15 protein-coding genes are annotated in these 12,823 nt (G+C 66.2%); 8 read left to right on the top strand and 7 right to left on the bottom strand.

All coding sequences use genetic code 11. The annotated features are described in order from the left end of the window. Positions 1–7: 7 nt before the first annotated feature. From ssuD to GYK42_RS12690, 3 genes are read left to right on the top strand one after another with little or no spacing between them, the layout of a single operon-like run. Entirely contained in the window at positions 8–1,168 is a 1,161-nt protein-coding gene (ssuD, locus tag GYK42_RS12700; RefSeq protein WP_166447792.1) for an FMNH2-dependent alkanesulfonate monooxygenase, read from the top strand. Position 1,169: 1 nt separating this feature from the next. Next, the gene (ssuC, locus tag GYK42_RS12695) at positions 1,170–1,961 is read left to right on the top strand and encodes an aliphatic sulfonate ABC transporter permease SsuC (protein ID WP_166447791.1); all 792 of its coding nucleotides are present in this window, start codon (positions 1,170–1,172) and stop codon (positions 1,959–1,961) included. A gap of 17 nt (positions 1,962–1,978) precedes the next feature. After that, positions 1,979–2,809, top strand: a complete 831-nt coding sequence (locus GYK42_RS12690) for an ATP-binding cassette domain-containing protein (protein ID WP_166447790.1) — start codon at positions 1,979–1,981, stop codon at positions 2,807–2,809. Here GYK42_RS12690 and GYK42_RS12685 read toward each other — a convergent pair. Continuing rightward, a complete protein-coding gene (locus GYK42_RS12685) occupies positions 2,766–3,476 on the bottom strand; it encodes an HAD-IA family hydrolase (protein ID WP_166447789.1) in 711 nt (236 codons plus the stop codon). The two genes, GYK42_RS12690 and GYK42_RS12685, sit on opposite strands and share 44 nt — an antisense overlap. 55 nt (positions 3,477–3,531) lie before the next feature. Continuing rightward, the gene (locus GYK42_RS12680) at positions 3,532–3,987 is read right to left on the bottom strand and encodes an META domain-containing protein (protein ID WP_166447788.1); all 456 of its coding nucleotides are present in this window, start codon (positions 3,985–3,987) and stop codon (positions 3,532–3,534) included. A gap of 146 nt (positions 3,988–4,133) precedes the next feature. On the opposite strand from GYK42_RS12680, the gene GYK42_RS12675 reads away from it, so the two are divergent. The 5 genes from GYK42_RS12675 to GYK42_RS12655 all read left to right on the top strand — a co-directional run bounded on the left by GYK42_RS12675 (position 4,134) and on the right by GYK42_RS12655 (position 9,233). Then, complete coding sequence (locus tag GYK42_RS12675) at positions 4,134–5,069, top strand: hypothetical protein (protein ID WP_166447787.1); 936 nt, start codon at positions 4,134–4,136, stop codon at positions 5,067–5,069. Beyond that, a complete protein-coding gene (locus GYK42_RS12670; protein WP_166447786.1) occupies positions 5,066–6,535 on the top strand; it encodes a PLP-dependent aminotransferase family protein in 1,470 nt (489 codons plus the stop codon). The genes GYK42_RS12675 and GYK42_RS12670 overlap by 4 nt, the downstream gene beginning before the upstream one ends. Positions 6,536–6,659: 124 nt before the next feature. After that, positions 6,660–7,838 (top strand): benzoate/H(+) symporter BenE family transporter, encoded by a 1,179-nt coding sequence (locus GYK42_RS12665; RefSeq protein WP_166447918.1) that lies wholly within the window; start codon positions 6,660–6,662, stop codon positions 7,836–7,838. An 83-nt stretch (positions 7,839–7,921) separates the two neighbouring features. Further along, complete coding sequence (locus tag GYK42_RS12660) at positions 7,922–8,653, top strand: CPBP family intramembrane glutamic endopeptidase (protein WP_166447785.1); 732 nt, start codon at positions 7,922–7,924, stop codon at positions 8,651–8,653. 37 nt (positions 8,654–8,690) lie between these two features. Beyond that, a complete protein-coding gene (locus tag GYK42_RS12655; protein WP_166447784.1) occupies positions 8,691–9,233 on the top strand; it encodes a gamma carbonic anhydrase family protein in 543 nt (180 codons plus the stop codon). Here GYK42_RS12655 and GYK42_RS12650 read toward each other — a convergent pair. The 5 genes from GYK42_RS12650 to GYK42_RS12630 form a co-directional block, all read right to left on the bottom strand. After that, complete coding sequence (locus GYK42_RS12650) at positions 9,206–10,147, bottom strand: acyl-CoA desaturase (protein ID WP_166447783.1); 942 nt, start codon at positions 10,145–10,147, stop codon at positions 9,206–9,208. The two genes, GYK42_RS12655 and GYK42_RS12650, sit on opposite strands and share 28 nt — an antisense overlap. Beyond that, on the bottom strand, positions 10,147–10,464 hold the full coding sequence (locus GYK42_RS12645) for a DUF3144 domain-containing protein (protein ID WP_166447782.1): 318 nt from the start codon (positions 10,462–10,464) through the stop codon (positions 10,147–10,149). The genes GYK42_RS12650 and GYK42_RS12645 overlap by 1 nt, the downstream gene beginning before the upstream one ends. Positions 10,465–10,535: 71 nt before the next feature. Further along, complete coding sequence (locus GYK42_RS12640; protein WP_240943576.1) at positions 10,536–11,036, bottom strand: gluconokinase; 501 nt, start codon at positions 11,034–11,036, stop codon at positions 10,536–10,538. Positions 11,037–11,038: 2 nt separating this feature from the next. Next, a complete protein-coding gene (locus GYK42_RS12635; protein WP_166447781.1) occupies positions 11,039–11,542 on the bottom strand; it encodes an OmpA family protein in 504 nt (167 codons plus the stop codon). 16 nt (positions 11,543–11,558) lie between these two features. Further along, positions 11,559–12,818: a diguanylate cyclase domain-containing protein gene (locus GYK42_RS12630; RefSeq protein WP_166447780.1), complete on the bottom strand. Its 1,260-nt coding sequence runs from the start codon at positions 12,816–12,818 to the stop codon at positions 11,559–11,561. Between the last annotated feature and the right edge of the window lie 5 nt (positions 12,819–12,823).

Genomic DNA, 12,823 nt, shown 5'->3' with positions numbered 1-12,823 from the left:
GAACACCATGTCATTGAATGTCTTCTGGTTTATCCCTACCCACGGCGACAGCCGCTACCTGGGCACGTCGCAGGGCGCGCGTCCCGTCGATGCCGATTATTTGCGCCAGGTGGCCGTGGCTGCCGACACGCTCGGCTACGACGGCGTGCTGCTGCCGACGGGCCGCTCATGCGAAGATGCATGGGTGGTGGCTTCGTCCTTGATCAGCGTGACGCAAAAGCTCAAGTTCCTCGTCGCCATCCGCCCCGGCCTGTCCACGCCCGGCCTGGCCGTGCGCATGGCGTCCACGTTCGACCGCCTGTCGAATGGCCGCCTGTTGATCAATGTCGTCACGGGCGGCGACCAGGGCGAGCTGGAAGCGGACGGCCTGTTTGCCGACCACGCCAAGCGCTACGAGATTTCCGATGAATTCATCAAGGTGTGGCGTGCCACGCTGGCGGGCGAGGGCGGGGCGGCCGGCTACGATTTCGAGGGCAAGCATATCCAGGTGAAGGGCGCGAAAACCCTGTATCCACCCGTGCAGAAACCGTATCCACCGCTGTATTTCGGCGGCTCGTCGGAACCGGCGCATGAACTGGCGGCCGAGCAGATGGACGTGTACCTGACGTGGGGCGAGCCGCCCGCCGCCGTCGCCGAGAAAATCGCCGATATCCGCGCGCGCGCTGCAAAACGGGGACGCACAGTCCGGTTTGGCATTCGATTGCACGTGATCGTGCGCGAAACGAACGAGGCGGCCTGGCGCGCGGCCGATGAACTGATCAGCCACCTCGATGACGACATCATCGCCAAGGCGCAGGCGGCCTTCGGCAAGATGGATTCCGTGGGCCAGCAGCGCATGGCGGCCCTGCATGGCGGGCGGCGCGACAAGCTCGAAGTGTCGCCCAACCTGTGGGCCGGCGTGGGCCTGGTGCGCGGCGGCGCGGGCACGGCCCTCGTCGGCGACGGGCCGACGGTGGTGGCGCGCATGCAGGAATACGCGGACCTGGGCATCGATACCTTCATTTTCTCGGGCTATCCGCACCTGGAGGAGTCGTACCGCTTCGCCGAACTGGTGTTCCCGCTGCTGGGCAAGGGCAAGGCCGTGGGTGAGCAGTCACTGACGGGACCCTTCGGCGAAGTCATGGCCAGCAATATCGTGCCGGCCGCGGCGCAGAAAAAGGCGGCCTGAGATGGCGGCGGCCATCGTCAAGCGCCTGCCCGGTACGCCGTGGAGCAAGGTGCTGGCGCCATGGGCCTTGCCCGTGGCGCTGCTGCTGGCCTGGCAACTGGCGTCGCAAGCCGGCTGGCTGTCTAGCCGCATCCTGCCCGAGCCGTGGGCCGTGGCAAAGGCCTTCTGGCACCTGGCCGTATCGGGCGAACTGTGGCTGCACCTGAAAACAAGCTTGTGGCGCGCGACGGTCGGTTTTGCCGTCGGTGCGGGACTGGGCCTGCTGCTGGGCTTATTGACGGGCAGCTTTCGCCATGCGGAAACCCTGCTCGACACGACACTGCAAATGGTGCGCAACATCCCGGCGCTGGCCCTGATCCCGCTGGTGATCCTGTGGTTCGGTATCGACGAGACGGCGAAGCTGTTTCTGCTGGCCGTCGGCGTGTTCTTTCCCGTCTACCTGAACACCTTCCACGGCATCCGCTCGGCCGACCAGGGCTTGATCGAAATGGCGAAAAGCTATGGTCTCTCGGGCTGGCCCTTGTACCGCGACGTGATCCTGCCGGCCGCCATGCCCTCGATTCTGGTAGGCGTGCGCTTCTCGCTGGGCCTCGTGTGGGTGCTGCTGATCGTCGCCGAAACCATTTCGGCGCAGGCCGGCATCGGCTACATGACGATGAATGCCCGCGAATTCCTGCAAACGGACGTGGTGCTGGTGGGAATTTTGCTGTACGCCTTGCTGGGCAAGCTGGCCGATCTGTTCTCGCGCCGTCTCGAGCGCCACTGCCTGCGCTGGAATCCCGCTTACCGATAATGAGGAAAGAAAATACCATGCTGCTCGCCCCCATCCAGATCGAAACGGACTTTTTGTCGCACTTCGTGCAATACGACCCGGCCGGTGCGCCACCGCAGGCCAGGGTGGCGCCGCAAGCTCCTTTGGCGCGCCGCGGCGTGCCATTGGCACTGACGCAATTGAGCAAGGCCTATGGCGAACGTCCGGTGTTGAAAAACGTCGACCTGCAGCTGGAAGCGGGAGAATTCGTCGCCATCGTGGGACGCAGCGGCTGCGGCAAGAGCACCTTGCTGCGCTCGATCGCGGGACTGGAAAGCGTCGATGACGGCAAGGTTGCCATCGGCAGCGGCGCGGGCGCGCCCGATATCCGCATCATGTTCCAGGAATCGCGTTTGCTGCCATGGAAGACTGTGCTCGACAACGTGGCCCTGGGGCTACCCCGTTCCGTCGGCGCGGCGGCCGCCTCGCTGTGGACGGTGGGCCTGGCCGAACGGGCAAACGACTGGCCGTCGGCCCTGTCGGGCGGGCAGAAGCAGCGCGTGGCGCTGGCGCGCGCGCTCGTGCACGAGCCGCAACTGCTGCTGCTCGACGAGCCATTGGGGGCGCTCGACGCCCTGACGCGCATCGAGATGCAGCAGTTGATCGAGTCGCTATGGCTGGCGCGCGGTTTCACGGCCGTGCTGGTGACGCATGACGTGGCCGAAGCCGTGGCCCTGGCCGACAGGGTGCTGCTGATCGAGGATGGCCAGATCACCATGGACGTGCAGGTGGACTTGCCGCGCCCGCGCCAGCGCGGCCATGCGGCCTTCGCCGCGCTGGAGCAGACTATCTTGTCGCGCGTGCTGCAGCCGTCTCGGCCAGGACAATAAAGCCGTCGCTATCGACGGTTGCCACGATGGCTTCATAATTGTCGATGGCCGGGTGGCGCGTCGCCAGCGGGTGCGCATGCGTGGCCGTGACGACGATGACCTTCGCGCCCGCCGCTTCTCCCGCCTCTATGCCGACGGATGCATCCTCGAACACGAGGCAATCCGCAGGCGCCACGCCCAGTTTTTGCGCCGCCAGCAGGTAGCAATCGGGCTTTGGTTTACCCGCCTTGACGTCTTCCGCCGTCACCATGATGGCGGGTATCGGCATGCCCGCCGCCTTCAAGCGGGCCAAGGCCAGCGCCCTCGGCGCCGAGGTGACGATGGCCCATTGCGCGGGCGGCAGCGATTCCAAAAAGCGCAGCGCGCCCGTGATTTCAATAATCCCATCCACATCGATGATTTCAGCATCCGTGATGCCTTGCGACTCGCGTTGCGCGTCGACGCCGGGCAAGCGCAGTTTTGCGATGGTGTCGACCGAGCGCGCGCCGTGGATGGTGGGCAAAAAGGCCGTCACGTCGAGGCCCTGGCGCTGCGCCCACGTGCCCCAGATGCGTTCGGCGGCGGCGATGGAATTGATGACGGTGCCGTCCATGTCAAAAAGAAAAGCTCGGTAGCGGCCGGCGACCGATGGCGGGGGAACTGCGGACGGCGAGGGCAGGGCAGACATGGCTTCCTTCCAAATGATGGTTTGGAAGCCATTGTAACGGCAGCCGGTTTTTATTTCACAGGTAGACCGATTCAAAGCGAGCCACGGGTGCGCCATCCTTGAGCAGCACCAGGAATTGGCCATCGAAGCGGTAGCCCGTCACGCTGTTCAAATTGGCCAGTACCGCGCTTTCCAGCTGCATCAGGGGTGGCGGGCAGGCCATGCGGGTGCTGGCCAGCTGCGTGAAGCGCAGGGCCGTGCCGGCCAGCGTGTAGCCGCCCATGACCTGGTTGCAGCCCGTGAAACCATGGACCTTGCCCTCATCGGTGAGGGTGATGCGCACTTCGTGTTCCTGCTCCGGCGCCATCGTCACGGGCGCGCCATCGAGCTGCGTCAGCTTCCAGTAGGTATTCGTCAGGCTGTAGCTGGGCGTCAGGGCGGCGTCGGGGCTGGCGCTGCCGGAGGTGGTTGTGCAACCACCGGCCATGGCGATGGCGGCGGCAAGGGGCAGGTATTTCAGGCGATGCAGCATGGAAGTCTCCTGTGAAGATGGAATGCCTGCACACTAGCAGGTTTTGCAGGTTCGTCATCGCACCGCAGGCGATTGTTTCCATTTTGCCAGCCCTGGCATTACACTCATGCTTTCTGCTGTTTTCACTTAGAACGGGAGCCGGGCCGATGTTGCAAGCGCAAGCGCTGGATAACCGACTGGTCGCCACCACTGCCGACGATGTGCTGGTCGACCGCATCGTGCCCGGCGCGCCGCTGGTGATCGCCTTTGGCTTCGTCTCGTGGACCACGCGCCCCGCCTTTGATTTTTACGGCCGCCTGCGCAAGCTGGAGCAGGCCAGCGGGCAGCCGCTGAACAAAATCCTCGTGCGCGACTCGGGCAATGCCTGGTACCACCGCCGCATCGCGGGCCTGGGCAACCACGTCGACGAGACGGCGCAAGCCTTGCGCGATCTCGTGCGCCGCATCGCGCCCAGCCAGGTCACCACCCTCGGCCAGTCCATGGGCGCGTATGCGGCCGTGATGTTTGGCTTGCTGCTGGAGGTTGAGCGGATCGTCGCCTTCGGGCCGCTGTCTTTCCTCGATGTGCAGCAGGCGCACCTGTACCACGAACTGCGCTGGCTATCCGTGATGGAATCGCTGGCGCAAGACCCGCCGCCTTCGGGCTACCCGGACCTGGCGGCCCTGTGCCGCGCCAGGGCGACGGACAAGACGCAGATCCACCTGGCCTTTGGCACGCGGCCGGACGTGGCCAATGCGGGCGCCAGCGCCAGCGAATCGGTCAATCTCGACGCCATGCACGCGCAGCGCCTGGCCGCCTTTGGCCGCTGCACCCTGCATCCGTTCCCCCATTCGGGTCATGCGGTGGTGCAGCACCTGATCGACACCAAGCGCATCAACGGCTTGCTGGCCAAGTGCATACTCGGTCTTGCGCTGGAAGAGGAAGCCATGCCGGACATCAGCCGCGAGTGGCAGGACTGGGTGGCGGAAAACCTGCGTCTGGGCTGCGCCGGTGAACAGCTGGTGGCCGTGCTGCAGCAGCACGGCTATTCGCTGGCCAGCAGCATGGCCACCGTGGATGCGGCCCGCGCCAAGGCCACATGACGCCGCAGTTCGAACTCGACACCCTGAAATTCCGCATCGCCGCGCCCGAACTGGCGGCGCTCGACCTGCGCGTACGCGTGCAGCGCGCGCTGCGCCAGCTGATACTCGATGGCGTGCTGGCGCCCGGCGTGCGCCTGCCGGCCACGCGCGCGCTGGCGCAATCGCTGGGCGTGTCGCGCGATACGGTGGAAATGGCGTATGCGCAGCTGCGCCTGGACGGGTATCTCCAACGGCAGGCGGGATCGGGCAGTTTCGTCTCGCCGACGATAGGCGCGAGCCTGCTGGGCAAGCCTGCGACGGCCTTGCCGCCCTTGTCCGCGCAGCCGGTGGCGCTGAGCGCGCGCGGCGCGCAGATACTCGCCAGCGGCGGCGTGGCCGACCAGCAAAGCGTGAAGGCGTTTGCCACGGGCTTGCCGGAAACGCGGTCCTTTCCGCTCGACGTGTGGGAGCGCTTGCGGCGCCAGGCCGCCAGCGAACACCATGTGCTGCTGCACGGCGACCCGCAAGGGGTCGAGCCGCTGCGCCAGGCCATCGCCGACTATGTGAATTTGGAGCGGGGCGCGCGGGCCACGGCCGGCCAGGTGCTGGTGCTGAGCAGCACGCGCCAGGCCCTGTACCTGTGCGCGCAGGTGCTGGCCGACGCGCATGGCCCCATCCTGATGGAAGACCCCGGCTATTTCGGCGCCCGTAAAGCGTTCGAGATGGCGCAATTGCAGGTGGTGCCCGTGCCTGTCGATGCCGATGGCTTGTCCATCGAACACCTGCGCGCGGACCGCAGCGGGGCCAACACGATTTACGTCACACCGTCGCATCAATACCCGACGGGCGCCACCCTGGCGCTCGAGCGCCGCCTGGCCCTGACCGCCTGGGCCGCCGAGCGCCAGGGCTGGATCATCGAAGACGATTACGACAGCCAGTTCCACTATGCGGGCTTGCCGACGGCTTGCGTGCAGGGGCTCGACACGCGGCAGCGCACGATTTACCTGGGCACCTTCGCCAAGTCGCTGTATCCCGGTCTGCGCATCGGCTACATGGTGCTGCCGCCCGCGCTGGTGAAACCGATGACCCATGCGCGCAGCATCCTCGATGGCCACACGCCGCAGCTGGACCAGCTGACACTGGCCCGTTTCATCGCCGACGGCCATTTCGCGGCCCATGTGCGCGCCATGCGCAAGGTCTACGCCGTGCGCCGCGATGCGATGGCGCAGGCCGTGCAGCGGCACCTGCCGCACGTCGTCACGGCGCAGCTGCCGCCGGGCGGCTTGCAGATGCCATGTCTGCTGCACGAGGGCAGGGACGAGCTGGACACGATACGCCTGGCGGCGCAGGCGGGCATCGTGCTGCCAGGCCTGAGCCGGCTGTACGCGACGCCGCCGGCGCGCGGCGGCTGGCTGCTGGGCTTTGCGGCGCTCACGCCGCATGAGATCGACAGCGGTATCGTCCGGCTGGCCCGCGCGCTGGGGTGATGCAGTCAAAGTGGTCTGCTGTATGTGCTTGAATTGGCCTGCTTGAGCAGTCCATGTGGCCATTAATATGCTCCCTTTCAATGGCAGAGGCATATACATGACAACCACCACAACAACCGCCGCCATGGCCGACCGGGCGCGCTGGCGCGACCTGGCGTCCCCCGCCATGGCGGCCTTCATCTCCGTCCTCGTCAACTATGGCGGCACCTTCGTGCTGGTGTTCCAGGCGGCCCAGTTGGCCCAGCTGAGCGCCGCGCAGACGGCGTCCTGGGTCTGGTCGCTGAGCATCGGCGTGGGCGTGACGGGCATCTGGCTCAGCTATCGCTACCGCGCTCCCATCATCACGGCCTGGTCCACGCCCGGCGTGGCCTTCCTGGCCACCGTCATGCCGCACACGCCGTATGCCGAGGTGATCGGCGCCTATATCGTGTCCGCCATCGCCTTCATTTTGCTGGGCATGTCCGGCGCCTTCGAGCGCCTGGTGCGGCTGATACCGGGCGGTATCGCGGCGGGATTGCTGGCCGGCATCCTGCTGCAGTTTGGCGTCAACGCGTTTGGCGGCGCCAGCGCCGATCCCGTGCTGGTCGTCGTATTGCTGCTGTCGTACGCCGTGCTGCGCCGTTTCACGGCACGCTTCGCCGTGGTGGGCATCATGCTGATCGGCCTGGCCCTGCTGCTGGCGCAGGGGCGCATCGATGCGCAAGGCATCGAACTGGCCCTGGCCGCGCCCGTGTTCGAGATGCCGCGCTTTTCCGTGGCGTCCCTGCTGGGCGTGGCGCTGCCCCTGTTCCTGATTACGCTGACGGGGCAGTACATGCCCGGCATGCTGGTGCTGCGCAATGACGGCTACAACGTCAGCGCCAATCCCATCTTGAAGGTGACGGGCCTCGGTTCGCTGCTCATGGCGCCATTCGGCGCGCACGCCTTCAACGTGGCCGCCATCACGGCCGCCATCTGCACGGGCAAGGATGCGCATGCGGATCCGTCGAAGCGCTATGTCGCGGGCCTGGCTTGCGGCGTGCTGTACATCCTCGTGGGCGTCTTTGGCGTGACCCTGGCCAGCCTGTTCATGGTCTTGCCGCGCAGCTTCATCACGGCGCTGGCGGGCCTAGCCCTGTTGGGCGCCATCGGCAACAGCCTGGCGCAGGCGATGGCGGACGTGCGCATGCGCGAAACGGCCTTGATCACCTTCCTGGCGACGGCTGCGAACCTGACCCTGCTGGGCGTGGGCGGCGCCCTGTGGGGGCTGGCGGCGGGACTGGCGGCGCATGGGCTGATGCATTGGGGGCGCAAGGCGGCTTGACAACGGCATAGCCATTTTGCCAGCCGCCGCATACAATTGCTGCGCCCGTGCCCGTTGGCACTGTACTTTTCCCGATGTGAGCGATGGCCGACCTGACTTCCCTGGCGCAGTATCTGCTGGCGATCACGCCTGCCTTCCTCGTCTGCGCCGCCTTGCTGCTGGCGGTGCCACGCACTGTGCCGCTGCTGCGCGTGCTCGTGCATATCGTGTTTTTCGTGCTGGCGCGCGACGCGATGACGGCGCACGGCTACTGGCAAGTGGCGGCAGGCGGCTTGCGCTTCACGGCGCCGCCGCTGGTCTTGCTGGCGCTGGGCGCCATGTCGCTGGGGCTGGTGGCAAGCACGTGCTGGCTGGAAAGCGAAGCGCGCCGCCAGATCCATTGGCTGGGCATGCGCCCGGCCCTGTCCGTGCTGCTGGGCGTGGCGGGCGCGTGCGTGATCGTTGCGCTGGCGGCGGGCTTGAAAGCGCTGTTCGGCTTGCCGTCCCTGACGCCCGTCGCGCCATCCCTGCTGCCCTTGCTGCTGGGCTTTGCGCTGGCGGCCAACTGTTATGAGGAATTGCTGTTTCGCGGCTTGCTGCAGCAGCAATTGCGCGCCTGGCTGCCCGCCTGGCGCGCGGCGCTCGTGTCGGGCCTGCTGTTTGGCCTGTGCCACGCTTTTCTCGCCACCACCGTCACGCAGGTGGGCGTGCCCATCGTCGTGTTTACCGTGATCGAGGGCGTGGTGGCGGGGCTGGTATATTGCCGGGCCGGCTTGCTGGGCGCGTCCCTGGCCCATGGCCTGGCCATTTTCGCGCTGGCCGCCGGCTGGGTGTGAATCCTGTTGTTTCAATTTAATGAAGAGTGAGAAAACGATGCCTGTCAGTTCCTACCTGAATACCCGCCCCGTGCTGGGCGAGCGCGTCTACCTGCATGACACGGCGCAAGTGATTGGCGACGTGCGGATCGGCGACGACTGCTCGATCTGGTGCAACAGCGTGCTGCGCGGCGACGTCAACCGCATCGTCATCGGCGAAGGCAGCAATATCCAGGACTTTTCCATGGGCCACGTGTCGCACAAGAACGCGGCCAAGCCCGACGGTTCACCGTTGACCATTGGCAAGTACGTGACCATCGGCCACTCCGTGATCTTGCACGGCTGCACGATCGGCGACGAGTGCCTGATCGGCATGGGCAGCATCGTCATGGATGACGTGGTGGTGGAAAAGCACGTGATGCTGGGCGCGGGCAGTTTGGTGTCGCCGGGCAAGGTACTGGAAAGCGGCCACCTGTACGTGGGCCGCCCGGCCGCCAAGGTGCGCGCGCTCACTGAAGCGGAGATCGCCTACCTGCGCTATTCGGCCGAGCACTACGTGCGCGTGAAGAACAATTACCTGGCAGGCCAGGACGACGCTTGATCGTTGGCGCCGCCGAGCCGGCGCAGTTCCGGCCGCGGCGCCAGGTCTTGCGGCAGGCGCAGGCCGGACACGAGACCCAGGCGCCGCAACAGCAGCAGCATCCACCAGCCCGGGTCCCATTCGCCCGGCAGCAGGCCCAGCCGCGCTGAGCCCGGATAGGCGTGATGGTTGTTGTGCCAGCATTCGCCCATGGTCAGCAGCGACGTCAGGCGGATATTCCTGCCCTGCACGGCGGCGCCATCCACATGGAAATGCATTTGCCCATGGTTGTGGGCGAAGTAGCCGATCAGCCAATGGCCGAGCACGCCGGCGCTGACCCGCGCGCACACGCCCCAGCAGACCAGGCCCCAGCCGCCCCAGGCGAAAAACAGCATGGCCCACGGCAATTGCTGCAGCATCCAGCTTCTTTCCAGAAAACGGTAAAAGCCGTCGTGCGCGATGCGCGGCTCGATGGCGATGTGCGGCGGATGGTCGAGGTCCAGGCGGCAGAACAATTGCCACCAGGCATCACGCCAGAAGCCTGCGCCATGGCGCAGGTAAGGATGACAATCGGGAAGGCGCTGCGCATAGTCGCGCAACTCGTGCTGGCGCAGCAGGCCCAGCGGGCCGCTGAGGCCCACCAGCACGCCCAGGTACACCAGCGCGTATTCCAGCCATCGCGGGCATTGAAAGCTGTCGTGGACCAGTTTGCGGTGGCTGCCCAGCGAGTGGCCGAACAGCAGGACGATGGCTGTGCCGGCCGCAAACAGCAGCAGGCCGGTCCAACTGAAGAAGAGCAGGGCGCCCGTCGCGGCGCCGGCCAGCATGGCCGCCAGCCATAGCGATGGTAAAGGAGCAAAGCGCACCGTGCCTTCCAGCACGCTGTCGGCGTGGGTGGCGCGGGCGCGGTGGCTGTCCAGGCTGGCCGCCGTCATCAACCCTTGGGGGCCGACGACGGTTGCGTGTACTTGTCGAAGTTGGTGATGTAGTCGTTGAAGTTGTCGGTCAGCATGCGCTTGTACTGTTCCGTGAAGAAGGCCACGGCGCCTTCCTTTTCTTCCTGCATCCTGGCTACGTCGTTGCTCTTGCTGGCGACGAGGAAGGCGTTGAAGCGGGCGGCCGCGTACAGCAGCGAGGTGGCCACTTCATTGCCGCCGCTGTGCATGCATTGTTCATTGGCCAGGGCGATGACCTGGTCGGCGCGTTCCCAGAATTCCGGGCCCGGTGCTGGTTTTGTCGTTGGTGTGCTCATAAAAATCCCTCATGAAAGTGCGCGCCAGTCTACACAGGGGGCCGCGGGCTGTCCAGCCGCGCGGCCGCCGGTCAGGGCGCTTGCAGGATCTGTTCGACCAGCACGGCCAGCGGCTGGCGGATGTCGAGCACGATGCCGGCTTCGTCCGCCTGCAGGGGCTGCAGGGTGGCCAGCTGGCTGTCGAGCAGGCTGGACGGCATGAAATGGCCGGGGCGCTGCAAGCGGTTTTCCAGCACGGCGCGCGGGCCGTCCAGGTGGGCAAAGCGCAGGGCCGGGTCGCCCTCGCGCAGCACGTCGCGGTAGGCGCGCTTCAGGGCCGAGCAGGAGACGACGAGGCCGCTGTCCTGCGCGCGGGCCGTGGCGATGCGCTTGCGCAGGGCGTCCAGCCAGCCGGCCCGGTCGGCATCGTCGAGGGGAGTGCCGGCCGCCATCTTGGCCACGTTTTCCGGGGAGTGCACGTCGTCGCCCTCCACGTAGGGCACGTGCAAGGCGTCGGCCAGCAGGCTGCCGACTGCGCTCTTGCCGCAGCCGGACACGCCCATCACGACCCAGCGCACGGCGGGCACGCCCATGTTCAAGGCGCCGAAACGATGATGGTGACGCGGCGGTTTTCCGCCTTGCCCGCCTTGGTGGCGTTCGATGCCACGGGTTTGCTCATGCCCAGGCCCTTGACGACGATGTTATCGCGTGCAATGCCCGTTGCGCTCATCGCATCGGCCACCATATTGGCGCGCGCCAGCGACAGCTTGTTGTTGTACGCTTCCGTGCCTTCGTTATCCGTATGGCCCTCCACGCGCATGTGGGTAATGCCCACTTTCAGCAGGGCGGCGCTGATCTTCTGGATGGCGCTGCGGCTTGGCGGCGTCAGTTTGGCGGCGTCGAATTCGAACAGCAGCTTGTCCGTGAAGCTCAGCTCCCAGCCTTCGTCCGTCTGGCGGAAGCCCTGGTCTTTCAGGGTGGCGATCTGTTCCGCATTGAACGGCGATTTCACTTCAGGCGTGCTCTGGCAGGCGGCCAGCAGGCCCATGAAGAACAAGCCGAGGAAGCCGAGACGTAATTGCTTGTAGATAAACTGCATGGTGTTGCTCCTTGGTTCAGGGGTGAGTATGGGGTTGCGGCAGACGCGCTACCTGGCGCGTGCCGCGCTGCGCCTGCTTGGCGCGGTACATGGCTTCGTCCGCCGCGCCGACCAGCGAGATGGCGTCGATGGCGTGATCGGGGAAGACGGCCACGCCGATGGTCAGCGAACTGACGATGCTGTTGCCGGTGGGCAGTTCAATGGCTTGCGCCATGGCGGCGATGATGTTGTCGGCGATGTGCATGGCGTCGCTGCTGTTGCGCAGCGGCTTGAGCACGATGGCGAATTCGTCGCCGCCCAGGCGCGCCACCAGGTCGCCTTCGCGCAATTGCTGCTTGATGCGCGCGGCGATCGTCACCAGCACCCGGTCTCCCGAGGCATGGCCGAAGGTGTCGTTGATGTACTTGAAACGGTCGCTGTCGAGGAACAGCACGGCCACCTTGCCATTGCCGACCCGCGCTTCGAGGATGGCGCGTTCCAGCTCCGCTTCCATGAAGGCGCGGTTCGACAGGCCCGTCAGGCTGTCGTGGTTGGCGCGGTGCGACAGCGAGGCGTGTTCCTTTTGCAGATGGCTTTGCCACGCTTCCAGTTCATCGAGCAGGGCGTTGAAGTCGTCATTGATCTGGTTCAGCTCGGCAATATTGGCGGGCGGCACGCGCAGTTCGAACGAGCGGTCGCGCCGCACGCGGTGGGCCGTTTCTGCCAGGTGGCGCAGGGGCGACGTGATCTCCGTTTCCATGCTGCGCGACAGGCGCACGGCGACGACCAGGCTCAGCACCAGGCAGGCGAGCAGGCAGGTCAGGCCGCTGAGCAGGAAGGGCAGCAGGCTGCGGCTGTGCGGCACCAGTTTGATGCTGCCGATGGCCTGATCATTGCGCGTGATGGGAAAGGTCAGCGAATCGGGCAGCATCCAGCCCGTCAGCGCGCGTTCGATGTAGTAGCGCGTGCCGTGTTCGCCCCGTTCCCAGCGGGCCAGCACCTGGCCGGCCGTGTCGCTCACCTGCGCCTGGTCGATATCTTCATTGACGCCGATCAGGGCCAGCGCTTCCTTGGCGGCGATGGAGTCGCCAAAGACGACGGCCCCTTCCACCGTGTAGCTCATCGAACGGGCCACGAGGCGCAGGTTCTGGTCCGAATACACGCGCAGGGCCAGCAGCGCCACGGCCGTCAGGGTCAGGCCGGCCGCCAGCACGGCGATCAGCGACACGCTCAGGTGCGCGCGCCGCAGCACGCTGTCGAGCGTGCGACGGGGCTGGCGGGCAGGCTTGTTGCTCATGCGGG

The organism is Janthinobacterium lividum, from assembly GCF_011601275.1.
Classification (GTDB): Bacteria; Pseudomonadota; Gammaproteobacteria; order Burkholderiales; family Burkholderiaceae_D; genus Janthinobacterium; species Janthinobacterium lividum_E.
This window is presented reverse-complemented; position numbering and strand designations above follow the sequence as displayed.